General features: G+C 73.3%; 18 protein-coding genes. 9 read left to right on the top strand and 9 right to left on the bottom strand.

Features of this window, described 5'->3' with window-relative positions:
- The first annotated feature begins 31 nt into the window (after nucleotides 1-31).
- Genes QEZ54_RS14745 through QEZ54_RS14725 form a run of 5 tightly spaced genes read left to right on the top strand, consistent with a single transcriptional unit; the run spans nucleotide 32 to nucleotide 5,349 of the window.
- Nucleotides 32-1,012, top strand: coding sequence for a dehydrogenase (locus tag QEZ54_RS14745; RefSeq protein ID WP_281305150.1), 981 nt, complete (start codon nucleotides 32-34; stop codon nucleotides 1,010-1,012).
- Nucleotides 1,013-1,018: 6 nt separating this feature from the next.
- Nucleotides 1,019-1,417, top strand: a complete 399-nt coding sequence (locus QEZ54_RS14740; RefSeq protein ID WP_281305149.1) for a 6-carboxytetrahydropterin synthase — start codon at nucleotides 1,019-1,021, stop codon at nucleotides 1,415-1,417.
- Complete coding sequence (locus QEZ54_RS14735) at nucleotides 1,414-2,478, top strand: glycosyltransferase family 4 protein (RefSeq protein WP_281305148.1); 1,065 nt, start codon at nucleotides 1,414-1,416, stop codon at nucleotides 2,476-2,478. Before QEZ54_RS14740 ends, QEZ54_RS14735 begins: the two co-directional genes overlap by 4 nt.
- Before the next feature lie 57 nt (nucleotides 2,479-2,535).
- Nucleotides 2,536-3,522, top strand: a complete 987-nt coding sequence (locus QEZ54_RS14730) for a lysylphosphatidylglycerol synthase transmembrane domain-containing protein (RefSeq protein WP_348650547.1) — start codon at nucleotides 2,536-2,538, stop codon at nucleotides 3,520-3,522.
- A gap of 33 nt (nucleotides 3,523-3,555) precedes the next feature.
- The gene (locus QEZ54_RS14725; RefSeq protein ID WP_281305146.1) at nucleotides 3,556-5,349 is read left to right on the top strand and encodes a sulfatase; all 1,794 of its coding nucleotides are present in this window, start codon (nucleotides 3,556-3,558) and stop codon (nucleotides 5,347-5,349) included.
- Nucleotides 5,350-5,365: 16 nt separating this feature from the next.
- Here the strand turns inward: QEZ54_RS14725 and asnB are convergent, their stop codons facing one another.
- Nucleotides 5,366-7,177, bottom strand: coding sequence for an asparagine synthase (glutamine-hydrolyzing) (asnB, locus tag QEZ54_RS14720; RefSeq protein WP_281305145.1), 1,812 nt, complete (start codon nucleotides 7,175-7,177; stop codon nucleotides 5,366-5,368).
- Nucleotides 7,178-7,593: 416 nt separating this feature from the next.
- On the opposite strand from asnB, the gene QEZ54_RS14715 reads away from it, so the two are divergent.
- Complete coding sequence (locus tag QEZ54_RS14715) at nucleotides 7,594-8,997, top strand: DUF1254 domain-containing protein (RefSeq protein ID WP_281305144.1); 1,404 nt, start codon at nucleotides 7,594-7,596, stop codon at nucleotides 8,995-8,997.
- A gap of 55 nt (nucleotides 8,998-9,052) precedes the next feature.
- On the opposite strand, the gene QEZ54_RS14710 is transcribed toward QEZ54_RS14715, so the two are convergent.
- Nucleotides 9,053-9,628 carry a TetR/AcrR family transcriptional regulator gene (locus tag QEZ54_RS14710; protein ID WP_281305143.1) on the bottom strand — a complete coding sequence of 192 codons (576 nt, stop codon included), beginning with the start codon at nucleotides 9,626-9,628 and terminating at the stop codon, nucleotides 9,053-9,055.
- A gap of 74 nt (nucleotides 9,629-9,702) precedes the next feature.
- Here QEZ54_RS14710 and QEZ54_RS14705 point away from each other — a divergent pair, with 74 nt between their 5' ends.
- Nucleotides 9,703-12,093 carry a glycoside hydrolase family 3 C-terminal domain-containing protein gene (locus QEZ54_RS14705; protein ID WP_281305142.1) on the top strand — a complete coding sequence of 797 codons (2,391 nt, stop codon included), beginning with the start codon at nucleotides 9,703-9,705 and terminating at the stop codon, nucleotides 12,091-12,093.
- Between the two features lie 101 nt (nucleotides 12,094-12,194).
- Here QEZ54_RS14705 and QEZ54_RS14700 read toward each other — a convergent pair whose 3' ends face one another.
- Genes QEZ54_RS14700 through QEZ54_RS14690 form a run of 3 tightly spaced genes read right to left on the bottom strand, consistent with a single transcriptional unit; the run spans nucleotide 12,195 to nucleotide 14,839 of the window.
- Nucleotides 12,195-12,971, bottom strand: a complete 777-nt coding sequence (locus tag QEZ54_RS14700) for a class I SAM-dependent methyltransferase (protein ID WP_281305141.1) — start codon at nucleotides 12,969-12,971, stop codon at nucleotides 12,195-12,197.
- Nucleotides 12,946-14,247: an MFS transporter gene (locus QEZ54_RS14695; protein ID WP_281305140.1), complete on the bottom strand. Its 1,302-nt coding sequence runs from the start codon at nucleotides 14,245-14,247 to the stop codon at nucleotides 12,946-12,948. Before QEZ54_RS14695 ends, QEZ54_RS14700 begins: the two co-directional genes overlap by 26 nt.
- Nucleotides 14,240-14,839: a helix-turn-helix domain-containing protein gene (locus QEZ54_RS14690; RefSeq protein WP_281305139.1), complete on the bottom strand. Its 600-nt coding sequence runs from the start codon at nucleotides 14,837-14,839 to the stop codon at nucleotides 14,240-14,242. Before QEZ54_RS14690 ends, QEZ54_RS14695 begins: the two co-directional genes overlap by 8 nt.
- Before the next feature lie 355 nt (nucleotides 14,840-15,194).
- On the opposite strand from QEZ54_RS14690, the gene QEZ54_RS14685 reads away from it, so the two are divergent.
- Together QEZ54_RS14685 and QEZ54_RS14680 are read left to right on the top strand one after the other, a co-directional pair.
- Nucleotides 15,195-16,379 (top strand): radical SAM protein, encoded by a 1,185-nt coding sequence (locus tag QEZ54_RS14685; protein WP_281305138.1) that lies wholly within the window; start codon nucleotides 15,195-15,197, stop codon nucleotides 16,377-16,379.
- A 34-nt stretch (nucleotides 16,380-16,413) separates the two neighbouring features.
- The gene (locus QEZ54_RS14680) at nucleotides 16,414-16,806 is read left to right on the top strand and encodes a hypothetical protein (RefSeq protein ID WP_281305137.1); all 393 of its coding nucleotides are present in this window, start codon (nucleotides 16,414-16,416) and stop codon (nucleotides 16,804-16,806) included.
- A 129-nt stretch (nucleotides 16,807-16,935) separates the two neighbouring features.
- On the opposite strand, the gene QEZ54_RS14675 is transcribed toward QEZ54_RS14680, so the two are convergent.
- From QEZ54_RS14675 to QEZ54_RS14660, 4 genes are all read right to left on the bottom strand, one after another.
- Nucleotides 16,936-18,480, bottom strand: a complete 1,545-nt coding sequence (locus QEZ54_RS14675; protein WP_281305136.1) for a hypothetical protein — start codon at nucleotides 18,478-18,480, stop codon at nucleotides 16,936-16,938.
- Between the two features lie 95 nt (nucleotides 18,481-18,575).
- Nucleotides 18,576-19,175 (bottom strand): hypothetical protein, encoded by a 600-nt coding sequence (locus tag QEZ54_RS14670; RefSeq protein ID WP_281305135.1) that lies wholly within the window; start codon nucleotides 19,173-19,175, stop codon nucleotides 18,576-18,578.
- Between the two features lie 104 nt (nucleotides 19,176-19,279).
- Nucleotides 19,280-20,047 (bottom strand): hypothetical protein, encoded by a 768-nt coding sequence (locus QEZ54_RS14665; protein WP_281305134.1) that lies wholly within the window; start codon nucleotides 20,045-20,047, stop codon nucleotides 19,280-19,282.
- Nucleotides 20,044-20,679, bottom strand: coding sequence for a sigma-70 family RNA polymerase sigma factor (locus QEZ54_RS14660; RefSeq protein WP_281305133.1), 636 nt, complete (start codon nucleotides 20,677-20,679; stop codon nucleotides 20,044-20,046). Before QEZ54_RS14660 ends, QEZ54_RS14665 begins: the two co-directional genes overlap by 4 nt.
- Nucleotides 20,680-20,872 lie beyond the last annotated feature (193 nt).

The raw sequence follows: 20,872 nt of genomic DNA, 5'->3' as shown, positions 1-20,872 counted from the left end.
TCCACTTCGACCAGTACGAAAGGGGGTGTCGATGGCATCCTACGCGCGCGCGTACTGGATCACCGGGCCCGGCGCGGCCGAGATCCGCGACGTGGCGCTGCCCGCGCCCGGCCCCGGCGACGTGCTGGTGCGCACCCTCCACACCGGCGTCAGCCGCGGCACCGAGACCCTGGTCTTCGGTGGACACGTCCCGGCGAGCCAGTACTCGGTGATGCGGGCGCCGTTCCAGGACGGCGACTTCCCCGCCCCGGTCAAGTACGGCTACCTGAACGTCGGCGTGGTCGAGCAGGGCCCCGCCGAGCTGCTGGGACGCACCGTCTTCTGCCTGTACCCGCACCAGACCCGGTACGTCGTGCCCGCCACGGCCGTGGTGCCCGTCCCGACCGGCGTGCCCGCGCGGCGGGCGGTGCTGGCGGGCACGGTCGAGACGGCCGTGAACGCCCTGTGGGACGCCGCACCGCTGATCGGCGACCGGATCAGCGTCGTCGGCGCGGGCATGGTCGGCTGCTGCGTCGCCGCGCTGGCCGCCCGCGTTCCCGGGGTGTCGGTGCAGCTGGTCGACCCCGACCCGGCGCGCGCCGCGACGGCGGCCGCCCTGGGCGTCGGCCACGCCCCGCCCGAGCACGCCGACGGCGGCCGCGACCTGGTCTTCCACGCCAGCGCCACCGCCGCCGGGCTGCAGACCAGCCTCGACCTGCTCGCCCCGGAGGGCACCGTCACCGAGCTGAGCTGGTACGGCGACCGCGAGGTCGGCCTCCGGCTCGGCGGGGCGTTCCACTCCGGCCGGCTGAGCATCCGGGCCAGCCAGGTCGGCACCGTCTCCCCCGCCCGCGCCGCCCGCCGCACCTACACCGACCGGCTCGCCCTGGCCCTGGACCTGCTGCGAGACCCGGCCTTCGACGCGCTGTGCACCGGCGAGTCGCCGTTCGACCGGCTGCCCGAGGTCATGGCGCAGCTCGCGGCGGGCACCCGACCGGCCCTGTGCCACCTCATCAGCTACGACGGAGAGTGATACCCCTTGTTCAGCGTCACCGTCCGCGACCACATGATGGTCGCCCACAGCTTCCGCGGCGAGACGTTCGGCCCCGCCCAGGCCCTGCACGGCGCGACGTTCCTGGTCGACGCCACGTTCCGGCGGGCCGCGCTGGACGCCGACGGGATCGTCGTCGACATCGCCGCGGCCGCCCGCGAGCTGAACGCCATCCTGGCCGCGTTCCACCTGCGCAACCTCGACGACGACCCGTCGCTGGCCGGCCGCAACACCACCACCGAGGTGCTGGCCCAGGTCATCGCCGACCGCCTGGTCGAACGGGTCCACGCGGGCGCGTTCGGACCGGGCGCCCGCGAGCTGGCCGGAGTCACGGTCACCCTGCACGAGTCGCACGTCGCCTGGGCCGGCTACGAGCGCGGCCTGTGAACCCGGCCGGGGCCGCTGCCCCGCCCGGCGGCACCGTCCACGTGGTGCTGCCCGACGGCGTGGACGACCCGGCCAACCCCAGCGGCGGCAACCGGTATGACCGGCGCGTCTGCGACGGGCTCGCCGCCGCGGGCTGGACCGTGCGCGAGCACCCCGTGGCCGGCGGCGCCACCGACGGGCTGGCCGCCGCCCTCGCCGCGCTGCCCGCCGACGCGCTGGTGCTGGTGGACGGGCTCGTCGCGCTCGAAGCCGCCGAACTCGTCGCCGCCTGCCGCCCGGTCGTGCTGGCGCACATGGTGTTCGGCGACGCCGACCCCGGACTCGCCCCGGCCGAGCAGACGGTGCTGGGTGCCGCGACCGCCGTGGTCACCACCAGCTCCTGGTGCCGCAGGCGGCTGATCGAGCGGTACGGCCTGCCGCCCGCCCGCGTCCACACCGCGACTCCCGGCGTCGACGCCGCCGCGCCCGTCCCCGGCAGCCCCGCCGGGAACCGGCTGCTGTGCCTGGCCGCCGTCGCCCCGCACAAAGGCCAGGACATACTGCTCGGCGCCCTGACCGGGCTCGCCGACCGGGACTGGCGGTGCCGCTGCGTCGGCCCGACCGACCGCGACCCCCGGTTCGTCCGGCTGCTGCGCGAGGCGGCCGCGCCCCTGGCCGACCGCTTCGCCCTGGTCGGACCGCAGACCGGCGCCGCCCTCGACCGGACCTGGGCGGCAACCGACCTGCTGGTGCTGCCCACACGCGGCGAGTCGTACGGGATGGTCGTCACCGAGGCGCTGGCCCGGGGCATCCCGGTGCTCGCCACCGAGGTGCAGGGCCTGCCCGAGGCGCTCGGCCGCGCCCCCGACGGCAGCCTGCCCGGCCTGCTCGTGCCGCCCGCCGACCCGGCCGCCCTCGCCGCCGCGCTGCGGCGCTGGCTGACCGAGCCCGACCTGCGCGCCGACCTGCGCCGGGCCGCGCTGGCCCGCCGCGGCACGCTGACCGGTTGGGACCGCACGACGGCCGCGCTCGGTGGCGTGCTGGCGTCACTGATCGCCGATCGGCCGCCCGCCGACCGGTGACTGTGTATAACGTCGACAGGCGTACTCGGCGGGAGAGGTGAGGTGCTGGCCGCGCGAATGTGGACCTGGGCCCGGGTGCTGGGCGGGGTGCTGCTGCTCGGCCTGCTGCTGTGGCAGGTCGGCACCGGCCCGTTCCTCGACGGCGTACGCCGGATCAGCCCGGCGACCCTGCTCGCCGCCCTCTGCCTCGGCGCCGTCGCCACCGTCGGCTGCGCCTGGCGCTGGTGCCTGGTCGCCGCCGGCCTCGGCGTACGGCTGCCGCTGCGCCACGCCGTCGCCGCCTACTACCGGTCGCTGCTGCTGAACTCCGTCCTGCCCGGCGGGGTCGTCGGCGACGTGCACCGGGCGGTGCGGCACGGCCTGCACATCAGTGACCTGCGCCTGGCCGTACGCGCCGTCGTGCTGGAGCGCGCCCTCGGCCTGGCCGTCCAGGTCGCCGCCTCGACCCTGCTCCTGCTGGTGCTGCCCTCCCCCGTCCGGGCCCGCATGCCGCTGCTGGTCGCAGCCGTGCTCGGCGCCGGGCTCGCCCTGGCCGTGGCGTCACGGCTGCTCCTGCGCGGCCGCGGCGGCCGCGGCGCCCGCTGGGCCCGCGCCGCCCGCAACGTCGGCACCGAGATCCGCACCGCGCTACGCGACCGGCGGGTCCGGCTCGGCATCGCCGCCTCGTCGGCCCTGATCGTCCCCGCCCACCTGCTCACGTTCCTGCTCGCCGCCCGTACCGCCGGGGCCACCGCGCCGCTGCTCCTGCTGGTCCCGCTCACCCAGCTCGCCCTGCTGGCCATGGCCCTGCCGCTCAACGTCGCGGGCTGGGGACCGCGGGAAGGCGTCGCCGCCTGGGCGTTCGCGGCAGCCGGACTAACCGCCGCGCAGGGCGTCGCCACCGCCACCACGTACGGCATCCTCGGCCTCGCCGCCGCCCTCCCCGGCACCCTCACCCTCCTGCGCGTAAGGAAGGGCCCCTTCCCATCGCATTCCGTAGTAGACGGGCCCCTTCTTAACGCAGAGCCGCTCACCGTCGCGGCCACCGCACCGACCCGTCGATGACCTGCGCCACCCGGGCGCCAGTTGGAGGACCCTGTGCCGCCGTCCGATCCCGAACGCGCGTCCGCCGCCCCGGACTCCGCAGCGCCGGTCACAGCCGCCGCCGAGCCGGCGCCAGCGGCCATGACCTCGGCCGGGCCGCCCGCCGACGACCCGCCCCGCCAGGCAGCCGCCACGGCTGATCAACGCACCGCCGAGCCGGGCGGCCCGGCCGTGGTCGGCAGAAGCCGCCTGGTGGGCGGACGCATGTTGACCGGGCTGGCGCTGGTCGTGCTGCTGCTGTTCCTGGTCGCGCCCGAGCGGACCGCCCAGCTCACCCCGGCCGCGCTGCTGCGGGTGCCGGTGGACGGGCTGGTCGGGATCGCCCTGGTGCTCGTGCTGCGCGAGCGGGCGCGCCGGATCGCGGTGCCCGTGGTCGGGCTGCTGCTCGGGGTGCTGGCCGTGCTCAAGGTGGTCAGCCTCGGGTTCTCGCAGTTCCTCGACCGGCCGTTCAACCCGGCCCAGGACGGCTCGTTCCTCAGCGCCGCCGTGGTGTACCTGCGCGAATCGGCCGGAGCCGGGCTCGCGAACACCGCGGCCGTCCTCGCCCTCGCGCTGGCCGTGGGTCTGATCCTGCTGCTCAGCGCGTCGTTTCGCCGGGTGTCGCGGCTGGCGGTCGCGCACCGTACCGCCGCGGGCCGGATCGTGGCACTGCTGGCGGTGGTCTGGGCGGTGACCGTGATCGCCGGGGTGCAGCTGGTGCCGGGGCTGCCGGTGGCCGCGCACGACGCGTACGACCGGATCGAGCAGGTGCGCGCGGGCGCCGCCGACCGCGACGCGTTCCTCGACGAGCTCGGGACCGACGCCTACGCCGAGGTGCCCGGGGCGCGGCTGCTCACCGGCCTGCACGGCAAGGACGTCGTCGTCGCGTTCGTGGAGAGCTACGGCCGGATCGCGCTGGCCGACCCCGAGCTGTCCTCGGTCGTCGACCCGGTGCTGGCGGCCGGGGCCGACCGGCTGCGCACCGCCGGGTACGCCGCCCTCAGCGGCTGGCTCACCTCGCCGACGGCCGGCGGCGGCAGCTGGCTGGCCCAGTCCACCTTCCTGTCCGGCCTGTGGATCGACAGCGCCCCGCGCTACCAGGCGTTCCTGTACAGCCGCCGGCTCACCCTGAGCAGCGCGTTCGGCCTGGCCGGCTGGCACACCGTGTCGGTCATGCCCGCCACCACCCAGCCCTGGCCCGAGGGCCGCGTGTACGGCTACGACCGGACCTACATCCGCCCGGACCTGAACTACCAGGGGCCCGTCTACAGCTTCGGCACCATGCCCGACCAGTACACCCTGTCGGTGTTCCAGCGCGACCAGCGCGGCGCGGGCCACCCGCCGGTGATGGGCGCGCTCGCGCTGATCTCCAGCCACTCGCCGTGGGAGCCGGTGCCGCCCCTGGTCGGCTGGGACCAGGTCGGCGACGGATCGGGCTACCCGGCCGCGGCGGGCTCCGGCGACCCGGCCGAGATCGTCACCCAGCGCGACCGCAACCGGGTCCGCGCCGCGTACCGCACCGCGATCGCCTACTCCCTGCAGACCCTGATCTCGTACGTCGAGCGCTACGGCGACGACGATCTCGTGCTGGTCTTCCTCGGCGACCACCAGCCGTCGCCCTCGGTGACCGGCGCCGAGGCCAACCGCGACGTGCCGATCACGATCGTGGCCCGGGACCGGGCCGTGCTCGACCGGATCGGCTCCTGGGGCTGGCAGGACGGCCTGCGCCCCGGCCCCGGCGCCCCGGTCTGGCGCATGGACGCCTTCCGCGACCACTTCCTCACCGCGTTCGGCCCCGGGCGGGTGTGACCCGCCCGGGGCCGGTTCACCGGATGCGGACGGAGTAGCGGCGCAGCCAGGCGTCGAGCTCCAGGATGTACGCCACGTGCTGGGTCGCGGTCCAGTCGTCCAGGTGCCCGTGGTTCACGTCCAGCAGCGCCTTCAGCCGCCGCGCCGACACCAGCCCCAGCACCGGCGCGTTCGGATCGGTGACCAGCTCGCGGGCCTTCTCCCAGAGCGCGTCCTGGTACGTCGAGGTCAGGCTCGCCGGATACCCCGACTTGGGCCGCCAGGTGACCTGCTCGGGCAGCAGCCCGTCCACCGCCTCGCGCAGCAGCCCCTTCTCCAGCCCCCGCGCGCGCTGCCAGCCCCCGCCGATGTTCCAGGTGTACTGCACCAGCCGGTGGTCCAGGAACGGCACCCGCACCTCGACCCCGTGCGCCATCGCCAACCGGTCCGCCCGGCGCAGCAGGAACGCCAGGTAGAACACGATGGTCAGCCACCGGATCTCGCGCAGCCTGCGGCTGAGCCCGGTCTCGCCGTCCAGCGCCGGCATCTGCTCCAGCGCGGCCAGGCAGCGCTGCCGGGCGTACCGGACCGGCCGCACCTGCCGCAGCGTCTCCCGCCGCAGCACCGCCACGAGCGGCTGGTACGTCGCCGACCACGGGAACGTGCCGCGCGGGGCGGCCGCCGCGTCGTGCCAGCGGTACCCGGCGAACAGCTCGTCGGCGCCCTCGCCGGACAGCACCACCCGCCGGTGCGGGCTGATCCGCGCGAACAGGTGCGACAGCGACGCGTTGATCGTGGTCAGGCTGGGCAGGTCCATCGAGGCCAGCGTCGACTCGTGCGCCCGCAGCAGGTCGCCGGTGCCGACCTGCACGGTCCGGTGCTCCGAGGCGGTGTGCCGGGCCACGGCCAGCGCGTACGGGTGGTCGTGGCTGCGGTGGAACGAGCTGGCGGTGTGCGCGGCGGTGCTGCCGTGGTCGATGTCGAAAGTGAGCAGCGGCTGGGTGGTCGTCCCGGCGGCCAGCGCCACCACGGCCGAGCTGTCCAGCCCGCCCGACAGCAGCGCCCCGACCGGCACGTCGGCGGCGGCCTGCTCGATGACCGCCCGTTCCAGCAGGTCACGCACGCGGCGCACGGTGGTGTCGCGGTCGTCCAGGTGCGGGTGGCTCTCCAGCTGCCAGTACCGGTGCCGGGTGAGGCCGTCGCGGTCGTGGCGCAGCACGGTCGCTGGCGGCACCTCCTCGATGCCGCGCAGCACCGCGTGCCCCGGCGAGGTCATCGGCACCAGGCCCAGCAGCTCGCCCAGCCCTTCCTCGTCGACCTCGGCGGTGAGGTCGGGATGGGCCAGCAGCGCCTTCAGCTCCGACCCGAAGACCAGATCGGTGGGGGTACGGGCGACGTACAGCGGCTTCACGCCGAGCCGGTCGCGTACGAGCAGCAGCAGTTCCAGGTCGCAGTCCCACAGCCCGAAGGCGTAGATCCCGCGCAGGTGGTGCACGAAGCCCTCACCCCAGTGCAGGTACGCCCGCAGCACGACCTCGGTGTCGCTGCGGCCGGCGAACCGGTGCCCGGCGGCGGTGAGCTGCTCGCGCAGCTGGAAGTGGTTGTACACCTCGCCGCTGAAGGTGATGGCGACCTCGCCGCTGCCGGGCCGCCGCACGACCATGGGCTGGGCGCCGCCGGAGCGGTCGATGATGCTCAGTCGGGTGTGTCCGAACGCGACGTGGTCGTCCACCCATACGCCCGCGTCGTCCGGGCCGCGATGGTGCTGTGTCTCGGTCATCGCTATGATGACCTGCCTGTTCCGGGCTTGGCCCTGCCACCAGGCGACCAGTCCGGTTATCCCGCACATCTTCCCCTCCGAAGGTCAAGGGGAGTGACTCTAGTGAGCAAAGTGGATCAGACATTCACTCATTTCCGGAGATAACCGATACATCCATCGCCACCTGCCGATTAATTCCCGACCCCCACCTGCCCACTCTTTTCCGGGGTGTTTTCGAACACACGTTCGAACACCGCGCCCCTCCTGCCGCAACCCCTTCAAGATCGGCTGCAGTTTCGGGGAAAGTGCACGAATCTTGGGCGGCATTGCTGCACTTTCCCCGAAACTGCACGATCGCCGCCGCGAGCGCCGACGCGAGCGCGACCGTCGCGCGCACGCCCTAGAGCGTCCTAGGGTGATTCCGCCTGGGACGATTTGTGCGAAACGGACACAGGGGTCGGTGCTCGCGCCCTAACCTCGGCACAGAGGCCACACGAGGAGCCGCGATGACGAGCACACTGCCCCGCTCCGCCGACGCGCCGCAGGAGTACCGCTTCGAGCACGGCTATCCCGACGACGCCACCGTGGCCCGGATCCGGGACGACGCGGATCTGGGGCGGGCGGTGACGGCGTACCGGTTCTGGTATCCGACCGTGTCGGCCGAGGGCATCTTCAACGGCAACCGCGAGGCCGGGATCGAGGACGGCCGCACCATCGGCATCGCGGCCACCGGACCGAAGCAGGTCGGCTTCACCCTCAACTCCGACACGCCGTACGGCTCGGCGGTGCTGGACCTGACCGGCGGGCCGATGGTGGTGGAGCTGCCCGCGGGGCCCTACATCGGGCTGGTCGACGACCACCACCAGCGCTGGGTCGCCGATCTGGGCATCCCCGGTCCGGACGCGGGCAAGGGCGGCAAGCACGTGATCCTGCCGCCCGGCCACAGCGGCGAGGTCCCGGCCGGCCACCACGTCGGACGCGCCGGGACGTACCGGGCGCTGCTTGCCGTGCGCGCGCTGCCGCTGGACGGCAACCTGGGCCGGGCCCTGGACGCGCTGCGCCGCGTCAAGGTGTACCCGCTGGGCCGCCCGGACCGGCTGCTCGACTTCGAGGACACCAGCGACCGGGCCATGGACTCCACCTGCCTGCGCTGGGAGGACGACTTCGAGTTCTGGCAGGTGCTGCATCGGGTCCTGGACGCCGAACCGCTCGCCGAGGCGTACCGCGACATGTACGGCCTGCTCACGACCCTCGGCATCATCAAGGGGCGGCCGTTCACGCCCGACCAGCGGATGACCTCGATCCTGTCCCGGGCCGCCCGGATCGGCCGCGACCAGCTGCTGGTGTCGGCGTTCGCCAGCGCCCGGCGCGACCGGATCGCCTGGCCCGACCGCCGCTGGGAGTGGGTCGGCCTGGTGCCCGACGATCCCGACTTCCAGACCCCGGTCGGCCTGGACCTGGAGGCGCGCGACCGCTGGTTCGCCCAGGCGATCGTCACCTCCCCCGCCATGTTCCGGCGCCAGGTCGGCGGCGGCTCGCTGTACTGGCTGGCCGCCCGCGACGCCACCGGCGCCTACCTCGACGGCGGCACCGGCTACACGCTGGAGGTACCGCAGCCGGTGCCCGCGAACCTGTTCTGGTCGGTCACCGTCTACGACGCGCAGACCCGCTCCCAGGTGCGGACCGCCCAGAACCGGGGCGCCCTGCGGTCGCTGGTCGAGCTGCGCGGCGCCACCGGCGCCGATCCGGTGCTGCTCCACTTCGGCCCGACGCCGCCCGCCGAGAACGCGGACACGCACTGGATCCAGACCGCGCCCGGCCGCGGCTGGTTCGCCTACCTGCGCATCTACGGCCCGGAGCAGGCCGCCTTCGACGGCGCCTGGAAGCCCGGCGACCTCACCCCCGCCTGACAGGCCCGAAGGAAGGGACCCTTCTTATCGCTTTCCGAGGTGGAAGGGTCCCTTCCTAACGCTTGCCGGCGCGAAGGAGGGTGGTGAAGGCGCGGAAGGCGTCGGTCATGCGGATCTCGTCGGGGTCGAGCAGCCACTGGAGTTGCAGGCCGTCCATCACCGCCACCAGCAGTGCGCCCGCCTGCTCGGGGGTGAGCCCGGCGGGCAGGTCGTCGCCGAGGTCGCGCCGTACGGCCTCGGCCATGACGGCCCGCACGGCCCGGTACCGCTCGGTGAAGAAGGGCCGGGCGGGGTGCTCGTCGGTGACGCTGTCGGCGGCGAGCACCGTGAACGACTGCACCAGCCCCGGCCGGGTCGCGTTGTGGGCGACCACCCGCTCCAGCGAGTCCAGGCCGCAGTCGTCGGTGAAGGTGCGCTGGTCGATCTCGTCGCGCAGCCGCAGCACCTCGGCCAGCAGCGCGTCCTTGCTGGGGAAGTGGTGCAGCAGGCCCTGCTGGGTCAGGCCGACCCGCTCGGCGACGGCCGCCAGCGAGGCGCCCCGGTAGCCGCGTTCGGCGAAGACCGCCAGGGCGGCGGCGAGGATCTCCGACCGTCGCTGCTCGGGCGGGACTCGTCGCCGGGGATGTGCCATGGACGGGAGCATATCGGGGTATCAGATCACGGGACGGTAACGGTACCTACCGAGCACTCGGTAGGTGGGGCAGGATGGCGGGCATGTCAGCGCTGCGTACCGAGCACGAGGCCGCGGTCGAGACCGCCCTGGCCGCCCTCGACCTCGACACCAAGGTCAGCCTCCTGTCCGGTCAGGACATGTGGTCCCTGCCCGCCGTGCCCGCGATCGGCCTGGCCTCGATCGTGATGAGCGACGGCCCCATCGGCGTACGCGGCACCCAGTGGAGCGCCGCCGACCCGTCGATCGCCCTGCCCAGCCCCACCGCGCTGGCCGCGACCTGGGACCCGGAGCTGGCCCGGCGCGCGGGGCGGCTGCTCGGCCAGGAGGCCCGGCGCAAGGGCGTCCACGTGCTGCTCGCGCCGACGGTCAACCTGCACCGCAGCCCGCTCGGCGGGCGCCACTTCGAGGCGTACTCCGAGGACCCGCTGCTCACCGGGGCCATCGGCGCCGGCTATGTGCGCGGGGTGCAGGAGCACAGCGTCGCCACCACGGTGAAGCACTTCGTGGCCAACGACGCCGAGACCGAGCGGTTCACCGTCGACAACGTGGTGAGCGAGAAGGCGCTGCGCGAGCTGTACCTGGCGCCGTTCGAGACCATCGTGGCCGCCGGGGCGTGGGGCGTGATGGCGGCGTACAACAAGGTCAACGGCGTGACCATGACCGAGCACGCGCCCCTGCAGCGCGACGTGCTCAAGGGCGAGTGGGGCTTCGACGGCTTCATCGTCTCGGACTGGACCGCCGCCCGCGACACCGTCGCCACCGTCACCGGCGGTCTGGACGTCGCGATGCCCGGCGTGGGCAGCCCGTGGGGCAGGCGCCTGGCCGACGCGGTCCGCTCCGGCGCCGTCGACCCCGAGCTCGTCGACGACCAGGTACGGCGCGTGCTGCGCCTGGCGGCGCGGGTCGGCGCGCTGGACGGCGTACCCCCGGCGGTTCCGGTCGCCGACCGGCCCGCACCGATCGACGGCGACGCCCTGGCCCGCGAGCTCGCGACCCGCTCCTTCGTGCTGGCCGCCAACCCGCGCGGCCTGCTCCCGCTCGACCCGGGCACCGGGACCGTCGCGCTCATCGGCGCGCTGGCCCGCGATGCCCGCATCCTCGGCGGCGGCAGCGCCCACGTCTTCCCGCACCACGTCGTGTCCCCACTGGACGGCCTGATCGCGGCAGGTCTGCGCGTCGAGTACGCGATCGGCGCCGACCCGCGCACCAAGCTCGCCGCCGCCTCCGGGCCGCAGTGGACCGGGCTCACCGCCACCTTCCGCGACCACTCCGGCGCCGTCCTGCACCGCACTCCGCTCGGCAGCGGCATGGGCCTGTGGATGGAGCTGCCGCCCGGCGTCACCCGCGACCAGCTCGCCACCGTCGAGATCACCGGCCGGCTCACCCCCGCCGCCTCCGGCCAGCACGAACTCGGCATCCGCGGCGTCGGCCGGTTCACCCTCACCGCCGGTGGCCAGACCGTCTTCGACGACACGATGCTGCCCGACTCCAACGACCCCGGCGCGGCCTTCCTCGCCCCGCCGGACGAGCGCTTCCCCATCGAACTCGCCGCCGGGCTGCCCGTCGACGTGACGCTGCGGCAGCAGGTCATGCTCCCCGAAGGATTCGCCCTCATCGCGCTCACGCTCGGGTTCGGCGAGCCGGTCGCCTCCGCCGACGCGCTGCTGGAGGAGGCGGTCCGCACCGCCGCGTCGGCCGACGTCGCGATCATCGTCGTGGGCACCACCGAGCAGGTCGAGTCCGAGGGCTTCGACCGCACCTGCCTGGCCCTGCCCGGCCGCCAGGACGAGCTGGTCACCCGGGTCGCCGCGGTGAATCCGAACACCGTCGTCGTGGTCAACGCCGGATCACCGGTCGAGCTGCCGTGGGCCGACGACGTGGCTGCCGTGCTGCTGACCTGGTTCCCGGGGCAGGAGGCCGGGCACGCGCTGGCCGACGTGCTCACCGGCGCCGCCGAGCCGGGCGGGCGCCTGCCCACCACCTGGCCGGTACGCGAGCAGGACTGCCCGGTCCTGGCGACCGCCCCCACCGACGGGGTGCTCGCCTACGCCGAGGACACCCGCATCGGCTACCGGGCCTGGGACGGCGCGGGCGCCGCGCCGCGCTGGTGGTTCGGCCACGGACTCGGCTACACCGCCTGGGCGTACGAGCAGCTGGCCGTCGACGGCCGCGAAGCCGTCGTGACCGTGCGCAACACCGGCGCCCGCCCGGGACGCGAGACCGTCCAGGTCTACGTCGACGGCCGCCTCGCGGGCTTCGCCTCCGTCACCGCCGAACCCGGCCATACCGTCACCGCCCGCGTCCCGCTGCCCGAGCGCGCCTTCCAGGTGTGGCAGGACGGTTGGCAGGCGACGCCGGGGCCGCACCGCGTCACCGCCGCCCCCAGCTACTTCCACCACCCCCTCACCACCACCCACCCCTGACCGACGCAAGGAAGGGCCCCTTCTTATCGCTTTCCGATGTAGAAGGGGCCCTTCTCAACATTCGTCGCCAGTGGGCGGAGCGGTCCTCGGGACCGGGGCGCCTACCTGCGCCGGGCCACATAGACGGTCTTGAAATGCTCGTTCTCGTCGGCGGGCTGGACCAGCTGACCGCCCCGCAACCCGTACACGGCGAGCAGTTCCAGATCCGCCTCGCGCAGCAGCCGTTCGATGACTTGCGGACTGTAGTGCCGCTCCGTCACGGCGGCATCGCTGCGCTGCCAGGCGTCGCCCGCCTGGTGGAAGGCGATGATGCGGGCGTGCGCGACGGAGTCGGGCTGCGGCTGGGCGGTGACCCCGACCCAGGCGAACACCGCAGTGCCGCGGTCGATGAGCTCGGATGAGGTGAAGAGCGCCTGGTAGGCGGCGAGGGTGTTGGCATCGAAGATCAGCAGGCCGCCGGCGGTGAGCGCTTCCCTGCTCGACCTCAGGGCATCGCCCAGGTCCTTCTCGTCGAGCAGGTGATTGGGCACGTCGCCCATCCAGTTGACGACGTCGAACCCGTGCGGGAAGCTCGGCAGGCTGCGCATGTCCGCCTGCACGAAGCGCATGGCCCGCGCCGGGTCCTTGGCACGGGCGGTCTCGATCATCCCGGCGGAGATGTCGCAGCCCGTGACCTCGAAGCCGTGGTCCAGCAACGCCTTGCTGCTACCACCGGTGCCGCATCCGACGTCCAGCACCCGGCGGCCCCCCGTCCCCCACCGCTCGATCGGCTGCAGCAGCAGGCCGACCCACGCGTGCAGGTTGTCGCCGGCTTTCAGCTGGTCGTAGAGCGGAGCGAGCGCGTCGAAGTAGTCAGGATCTGCCATGGTCTGGTTCACGAGGGAGCCCTTCTGATGTCGGTTCGGGCAGGGTGAGCGCGCGCATCGCCGGCGACAGCATGCCCGCCAGCGCCAGGAGGACGACCGCTCCGCCGCTGGCGAGGAAGGCCTGCGGCAGACCTATCGCCTGCGCCAGAAAGCCGAAACCGGCGAGCGCGACCGGGGTGAGCCCGAACGCGGAGAAGCTGACTAGGCTCATCACCCGACCGCGGTAGTCGGGATCGGTGCGAGCCTGAACGAGGCCGAGCAGCAGGGCGCCCGCGGGCCCGAGAGCCAGTCCGGCCACCGCCACGGCCAGCACGCTCAGCACGATGTCGGGGGTGTAGCCGAGCGCGGCGATGCTGGCAGCGCTCACAGCGGTCCAGGCGAAGCCGACCACGACCGGGCTTCGACGCGGCTCGAAGACGGTCAGCGAGAGCGCGCCGAGCGCGGCGGCCGCCCCGAACACCCCGATGATCAGGCCGAGTGCCGCGGGTCCCCAGCCGCTGCGCTCGATGCGCAGCACGACGCCGAGATTGAGCGGGCCCGCCAGGGCCAGGTTCAGGGCGGTGACGACGATCAGCACGATCAGGACGTCCCGCTGGCGCCCGATGTATTGCAGGCCGGACAGCAGGCTCGACTCGGCCCTGGACGCCGGGCGCTCCCGCTCGTCCACCTTGCCGCGCAGTGTGCCGAAGGCGAGGAACGCGAGCAGAAACAGCACCACGATGATCCCGACGGCGCCGGTGAACCCGGCCGCGGTCAGCGCCAGCCCGGCCACCGGCCCGGCGACCACGGACGCGATCCGCCCCGCCGTGGTGATGAGGCCCTGTCCCTGTGCGAGGTCGCGCGGTGCGAGCAGAGCCGGCGGCAGTGCGCCCGCGGCAGGCAGCCGCAGGGCGTCGCCTACGCCGAAGACGAGGGCTACCGCACCGAGCAGCAGCACATTGGAGGGCCGGGTCAGCGCGACGGCGAGGGCGCAGCACATGATGGCGATCCGCAGTGCCTGCGCGCCCTGTGCGACGCGCAACGCACCGAGCCGGTCGGCGAGCACCCCGGCCGGCAACAGCAGCAGCATCCGCGGCACCGTGCCGACCGCCACGATGAGGCTCGCCTTGCCCGGATCCGTGGTCCGGGCCGCGGCCCAGGCAAGCGCGATGAACCAGGCCTGGTCGCCGATCAGGTCGATGGTCATTCCCAGCAGGTACCGCCGGAAGGCCGGCTGCCGGATGGCCCCGCGCCGCGGCTCGACCGCGCGACTCTCGACCGCCTCCACCAGATCGCCGCCCTCAGCCACGGCTGCGCGCCTCCGACGGTTCGACGGGGAAGGCGCTGAGGAAGGCGAAAACGGGCGACCGGGAACCGGAGTCGTCGTTCGGCTCTGCGCCGGTGGCGGCCCACCGCCGAATGACCGCGGTGAGCTCGGCGACCATCATGGACAGCTCCTGCGGCGTCAGGTTCAGCATCGCGTCCGTTTCGACGGCTGCCTCGACCCACTCCTTCCCCCAGGACTGCCAGGACTCGTTCCACCGGCCCAGCCGCTTGACCCGCCGCTCGGTGAGCATCCGCTGGGCGCTCGTCGAGATCTCCTGGCCGCTGGGAGAACCGAGGAAGTCCGCCGGAGACCACTTCAGACCACCGGGAATCGCTCGCCACCAGTGCTCGCGCCGGTCTTGAGTCGGCCCGCTGACCTCCTCGACGAAGCCGGCGCGCATGAGCTGCTGAAGGTGGTAGCTGGCGGATCCGATCGCCAGGTTGGCCCGGTCAGCCAGCTGAGAGACGGTGCTGTGTCCGGACTGGAGCAGGATCTCGTACAACCGGATCCGCGCCGGGTGGGCGATGGTCCGCAGGGCATCGATGCTGGTAACTGGGCTGGTCTTCGACGTCACCCCCCAACTGTAGCATTCACAAAAAAGTTTGTGCATATTTAATTGCGCTAACTCTCTTGTGCAACTGCGTTCGAGCATCGTAGGTTTCTTCTGCGGGTGAGCGATGAACATCAATCACTCGACACGGTCCGGATCGGATTGACCTGGACAGACACGGGGAGACGGGGGGAGGTGCATCAGCATGAAGATCGAGATCTTTGAGACCACGGAGCGCGTGGTCTGCGGTATCAACCTCTGATACCCGCCCGAACGGGCGGAGATCACCGTGATCGCTCCGCTCGATACCAGGTCCGCGACGACACGACGTCTCGTCGCGGACCTGGCATTTTCTTGTCGACGAAACGGGGTTGGCAACATGTCCATTCGATTGATCCCAGCCGATGACGGCTGGTGGTGCGTCACCGGTCCGCGGGTGGCCCGGCTGCCCATGGAGGCCGTGGTCGACGGCGTGCTGGTGGAAGAGGCTCGGGCGGTGCTCGACCAGAACGGCTTCTACGCCCCGCCCGCCCGCCCGTTCGGTGTCACCGTCCTCACCGCCACGTCGTGCAACCTGGGCTGCGCCTACTGCTTCCAGAACAGCGGCCCCGCACAGGCCAGTCCGTTCGCACCGCCGCGCATCAAGCGCGCACTGCTGTCGGACAACACGATCTCCCTGATCAGCGGTTTTGTACAAGAACGCATGCAGCAGCTGAGCTTCGACTCGCTGACCGTGCTGCTGTTCGGTGGCGAGCCGCTGCTCAACCCGACTGGCTGCCTCGGCATCCTCCGTGCCCTGCAGCCGCTCGGCATGGTGCACGCGGAGATGATCAGCAACACGGTGCTGCTGCGGCCGCATCTCGCCGCCCAGTTGCACGCGGCCGGCCTGAGGCGCATCCAGGTGACCTTCGACGGCGCCCGCACCGAGCACGACCACACCCGGATCGACCATCGGGGTGACGGGACGTACGACCGGATCATGACCAACATCCGAGCCGCGGCGGCGGCCGTGCCCGAGCTCGAATGGCACTACCGGGTGAACATCTCGCACCACAACATCGACGGCATCGAGCTGCTGATCGACGACCTCGCGCAGCTGCCGACGTCGAAGCCCGCCAGCCTGCACCTGGCCCTCATCGACGACGTCGGCGTCGGCTACGAGAACACGGTGTTCTACTCGACCGGCCTGGCTGAACGGTTTCTCGGGCTCATCTCCCGCGCGATGGACCGCGGGCTGCACGTTCCGGTCATGGGCACCTCCGTCGCCGACTGCCCGTTCTGCGGAGAGTTCGCGGGCGGCACCGGTGCCGTCGTCAACGCCGACGGCACGCTCTACAGCTGCTGGGAGACGGCCGGCCGCCCTGAATGGGCGGTAGGAACCGTGACCGAGGGCTACCTACCGGACGCCGACATCAACGACCGCTGGGTCGCCTGCGACTACGCCGCAGCCTCACACGGTGACAACGCCGAGGTCAGAAAGTTCTACGACCGCGTCGACGCCTACATCCTCGACCGTACCCACCGCCCGCAGCGTGCGCTCGCCAACGCCGCCGCGGCCGCGTGACCCCTGGCGACGCCTACCCCTGAAGGAAATCAGAATGCGAATCTCCCGCTTCACCTCCCGAGTCACCGCCTGCCTCGGCACCGCCGCACTCGCGGTGAGCCTGACCCTGGCCGGAGCGGCCCCGGCCGCCGCGACCGGTTCGGGCACCCTCTGCGTGCCTGACGTGAGCGCCTCGGCGAACCTCAGCTACACCGTCTCCCCCCGGCTGGCCTTCAACCAGGTCACGGTCACCTACAACGGCTGCGGCCGCGCCGTGCGGGCCTTCCTGCACTGCGACTACTTCCCCTTCGGCACGCAGTGGCACTTCGGGTCCAGCACGTACGCTGTCGGCTCGAAGAGCAGCACGCAGTGCGGCAACGACATCGTCATGTCGTACGGGTACGAGTACAAGGACGGCAGCGGCCAGTGGGTCCGGGTCACCAGTTGATTCCCGGGACCGGTAGCCGGGGCAGGACCAGGAACCCCGCCGCCGACTGACCGGTCGCCACTCAGCGCGGCGGGCTCTCCACCGGGTGGAGGGCCCGCCGCTCCTGCTGCGGACCGGCGGGCGCACGCCTCACGGCGGCGGGACCGCCACGACGATCAGGTGCGGCTCCGACATGGTCCGGGCCGGTCGGCCGGGCGGCAGCACGGGTGCCAGCGCCTCCGACACCCGCCGGGCCGCCGGTGGGCCGTACTCGTCGAAGTGCTCGGTGGCCAGCAGCCACAGCCCACCGTGCGGCAGCGGCTCGACCTCGTGGAACGCGCCGATGGCGCGCATGGCGGCGGCGCCGCCGAGCCGCTCGGCGAGCCCACCCGGCACCACGGTCAGCCAGCTGTAGCCGCGCAGCATGGCTCGCTGCGCGGCGATCGAGTCGACCGGATGCCGGTAGAGCACCCGGTCCAGTTTGGTCATGTCCTCGAGTCCGGCCTCGGCCACCCGCTGCCGGTAGCCGATCTCCCCGTAGCCGGGGTCGGCGGCCTCAGCGACCCGGCGCGCCACCGCCAGCAGCCGCTGCCCGTAGGCGCGGTCGGCGAGCAGCTCATCGTTGACGGCCGCGGCCAGCACCAGCGCACCGTGGTCGTAGCGGCGGCTGTACCCCTTCAGGTGCTCGTCCTTGTCGTCTGTCCTCGCCCGGCCGTAGCCGTTGTGCTGCCCGAACCACAGCTGTGCGTGCCGGGCCGCGGCGGCGTCGGACAGCAGGCCGGCGTAGGTGTCGGCGGTCAGCCGCCGCCACAGGTCGCGGCCGATGACGTCGGTCTCCCAGGTGGCCAGGGCCGCTGGGGTTCCGGGCTCGCCCTGTGTCGCGGACGCCCCGGCGGTGTCCGCCGCCTCCGGCTCGGCGGTCAGCGCCGCGCGCCGCTGCGGGTCGACCAGCTCCGGAATGAGGCGGAACCAGAGCCGCACCAGGGCGGCGTGGGAGCCGGGGCCGTCGAAGCTGAAGTACAGGTGCGACTTCGTGTATTCGCTGGGCGTGCGGACCCGGTTCGGCGACTCGCGACGCCCGCCGGTGACGTACAGCTGCGTCATCAGCAGGTCTTCGAGCCGGTGATTGTGTAGCACGAGGTCCTGGTAGCGCCAGCGGCCGGCGAGCCGGCAGGGATCGCAGGTGAACACGTCGAGCAGCTCGATGCCCGGTTCGGTCGGGTGCGACCGCACGCGCACGATGTACCGGTGCCGGTGCATGGCGCCCTGGCCGTACTCCTCGGCCGGGAACGCCGGGCCGGGTTCGGCCTTGACGCCCCGGGCGCGCAGGTGGGCCAGGATGTGGTCGCGGTTGTCGACCGCCTGGGCCACCGCCGCCGGGTCGTCGGTGCTGAACTCCCAGACCCAGGCTGTGTCCCCGGTCCGGCAGATCAGGTCGATGCCGTGCGAGCCCTGGTCGACCGTGACGTCCAGCTCGTACCCGTGCTGCGCCACCAGCTGCGCCGCCCGGATCCGGAACGCCGTGAGCCGCGGGTAGCCGCCGACGGGGCAGCGCGCGTCGGCACACAGGTCGCACGGGCGGGTATCGCAGGCCAGGTCCTTGACGGGCTGGCCCAGCCCGTGCACGTCGGGATCGTGGGTGACCGGCCGGTGGACGCAGTCGGGGCCGAGCGGGGTGTCGTCGATCGCGCGCATGGTGGGCAGAGGCTAGCGCAACCGGTGATCTTCCGGATGCCCGTCGGGGGCGGGGCGGCGCGCCCGGGGGTGCCGGCGCGCCGCCCCGCGGTCGGTCAGGACCGGGCGGCGACGGCGCGCAGCTGGGCCAGGGTGGTGCGGAAGCCCTTGCCCGCCGCGGCCGGGTCCTCGGCGAGCAGCCCGGTGACCGCCATCGTCTGCGAGCGGGTGGTCGCGGCCGCCTGGTCGTCGGAGCCGGTGACGTCGAAGACGCCGAAGTCGCCGGTGAGCGTGCTGAACGCGCCGCCGTCGGCCTGGGCGAGGTACAGCACGACCGTCTGCCCCGGCTCCAGCTTCGACATGTGCTGCATGTCCACGACCTTGCCGTTCAGACCGGTCAGCGCGATGCGGTCGCCGACCTTCACCGATACGCCGTCGGCCGCGCGCAGCACCTCGTCGACCCGCAGCCCGGCCGCCTCGACCTGGCCCCGCGCGACCAGGTCCGCCGTCTCGGTCAGCTCCTTGACCGTGCTGTAGCCGCGCAGCTTGCCCAGCACCGGCGGCGCGGCCTCGGTCGGCGCGGCGGCCGCGCTGGTCGCGGGGACCGCCGCCGGGGTCGCCGGGTCGGTGCCGCAGGCCGCGAGCGCCGCCGCGGTGAGCACGGCCGCGGCTGCGGCCAGGACGCGGGTGGCGCTGCGGCCGGGGGTGTATGCCATGAGGAACGCTCCTTGCCTCTGGCGCCGCCCGGACGGTCCTGCCCGGATGCGGCGCTGCCTTCCCCATGTATCTGTGCGCCCGGCCGCCCGGGTTCCCGGAATTTCTAGCCGACTTCCCGGGCGAGGGCGCGCAGGTCGTCGAGCGTGACCGTCAACCGGCGCCCGGGCGCGGTGGCGTCCTCCTCGCGCAGGCCGGTGACCGCCATCGTCTGCGAGCGGGCCACCGCCTGCCCGCCGACCACGTCGAACACCCCGAAGTCCCCGCTGAGCGGGGTGTACACCCCGGCCCGCGCGTCGACGGCGGCCAGGTAGAGCACGGTGTGCTGCCCCGGCTCCAGCCGGGACATCCCGGCCAGTTCGGGGGTGCTCAGCGTGATCTCGACCGGGTCGGGCAGTCCTTCGCCCCGGCGCAGCACCTCCGCCACCCGCAGTGCCGCCGTGCGGTCGCGGCCGCTGCCCTCGGCTCGCACCACCTCGCCGCGTACCACCAGGTCCGCGGCTTCGGTGAGCTGGCGGACGGTGCCGTACGCGCGGACCTTCGCGGTCGTGCCGCCCTGCTCGGTCGGGCCGGGCGAGGGCGGCCCGGAGGCGGCTGCCGGGGTCGGGTCGGCCGTGACCGGGCCGCGTCCGGTGGTCGTGACCACCGCGACCACGACTCCGGCGATCGCGACCAGCGAGGCTAGGGCCAGCGCCGGGCGCAGCAGGGCCGGGCGCGGCCGGGCGCGGCGGCGCGGCGGTTCGGTGATCGCGGCCAGCAGCCGCTGCCGGTGCAGCCCGTGCCGCCCCGGCGGCAGCTCGCGGTAGCCGGGGTCGGGCAGCAGCGCGGCGAGTTCGGCCCGCTCGGACGGGTCAGACGGCGGGTGCGCCTTCATCGGTTGACCTCCTGTGCGAGTGGGGCGGCGTCATCGGTTACCTGTCCACCGGACCGGCGCGGGTTCCGGGCGGCCGCGTCGACCAGCGCGCGCAGCCTGGTGCGGGCGCGCGACAGGCGCGAGCGCACGGTGCCGACGGGGATGTCCAGGGCCCGCGCGGCCGACTCGTAGTCCAGGCCCTCCCAGAGGCACAGGGTCACCACCTCGCGCTCCTGGCGGCGCAGCCGGGCCAGCGCGCTGATCGCGGCGGTGATCCGGTCGCGGTCGTCCAGGCGGACGGCCACCTCGTCGGCGGGGTCCGGCTCGGTGAGCTCGGCGGCGGCCAGCGCCGACGCCGCGGCCCGGTAGCGGCGGTTGCTGCGGGAGTGGTTGCGGGCCTCGTTGGTGGCGATGCCGAGCAGCCACGGGCGCAGCGACCCGCCCTCGTCGCCGATCCGGGTGCGGGAGCGCCAGGCCTGCAGGTACGTGGCGGCCATGACGTCCTCGGCGACCGACCAGTCGGCGGTGAGCCGGAACGCGTGGTTGTAGACCGACCGCGCGTACTGGTCGAACAGCTCGGCGAACGCGCTGGCATCACCTGCCCGGATCCGGGCGCGCAGACTCGACTCCATGACCGTTTCTCTGTCCCCCATCCCGCCGACGGTTCCCGTGATCCCGGTCACCCCGCGACATCTCGGCTGCTCACCGACCCTATCCACCCCCGCCCGCCCACCCCCCTCACCCCTCAAGATCGTTTTCAGGTCGCCGGGCAATCGGGGGTATGAGGGGCCCATTTCCCCCCGATTGCCGGGCAACTTGAAACCGGTCTTGAACGGCCTCGGCCCG

This window comes from Catellatospora sp. KI3 (genome assembly GCF_029948125.1).
In the GTDB taxonomy this organism is placed as follows: Bacteria; Actinomycetota; Actinomycetes; order Mycobacteriales; family Micromonosporaceae; genus Catellatospora.
The sequence above is the reverse complement of the archived record's forward strand: the minus strand, read 5'-3'. Positions and strand labels throughout refer to the sequence as shown.

Excerpts from the sequence above, each read along its gene's own strand:
- QEZ54_RS14660 (WP_281305133.1), bottom strand. The coding sequence starts at position 20,679 with ATGGGGGACAGAGAAACGGTCATGGAGTCGAGTCTGCGCGCCCGGATC.
- QEZ54_RS14730 (WP_348650547.1), top strand. The coding sequence starts at position 2,536 with ATGTGGACCTGGGCCCGGGTGCTGGGCGGGGTGCTGCTGCTCGGCCTG.
- QEZ54_RS14685 (WP_281305138.1), top strand. The coding sequence starts at position 15,195 with ATGTCCATTCGATTGATCCCAGCCGATGACGGCTGGTGGTGCGTCACC.
- QEZ54_RS14680 (WP_281305137.1), top strand. The coding sequence starts at position 16,414 with ATGCGAATCTCCCGCTTCACCTCCCGAGTCACCGCCTGCCTCGGCACC.
- QEZ54_RS14675 (WP_281305136.1), bottom strand. The coding sequence starts at position 18,480 with ATGCGCGCGATCGACGACACCCCGCTCGGCCCCGACTGCGTCCACCGG.
- QEZ54_RS14705 (WP_281305142.1), top strand. The coding sequence starts at position 9,703 with ATGGCGGGCATGTCAGCGCTGCGTACCGAGCACGAGGCCGCGGTCGAG.
- asnB (WP_281305145.1), bottom strand. The coding sequence starts at position 7,177 with ATGTGCGGGATAACCGGACTGGTCGCCTGGTGGCAGGGCCAAGCCCGG.
- QEZ54_RS14665 (WP_281305134.1), bottom strand. The coding sequence starts at position 20,047 with ATGAAGGCGCACCCGCCGTCTGACCCGTCCGAGCGGGCCGAACTCGCC.
- QEZ54_RS14745 (WP_281305150.1), top strand. The coding sequence starts at position 32 with ATGGCATCCTACGCGCGCGCGTACTGGATCACCGGGCCCGGCGCGGCC.
- QEZ54_RS14710 (WP_281305143.1), bottom strand. The coding sequence starts at position 9,628 with ATGGCACATCCCCGGCGACGAGTCCCGCCCGAGCAGCGACGGTCGGAG.
- QEZ54_RS14670 (WP_281305135.1), bottom strand. The coding sequence starts at position 19,175 with ATGGCATACACCCCCGGCCGCAGCGCCACCCGCGTCCTGGCCGCAGCC.
- QEZ54_RS14715 (WP_281305144.1), top strand. The coding sequence starts at position 7,594 with ATGACGAGCACACTGCCCCGCTCCGCCGACGCGCCGCAGGAGTACCGC.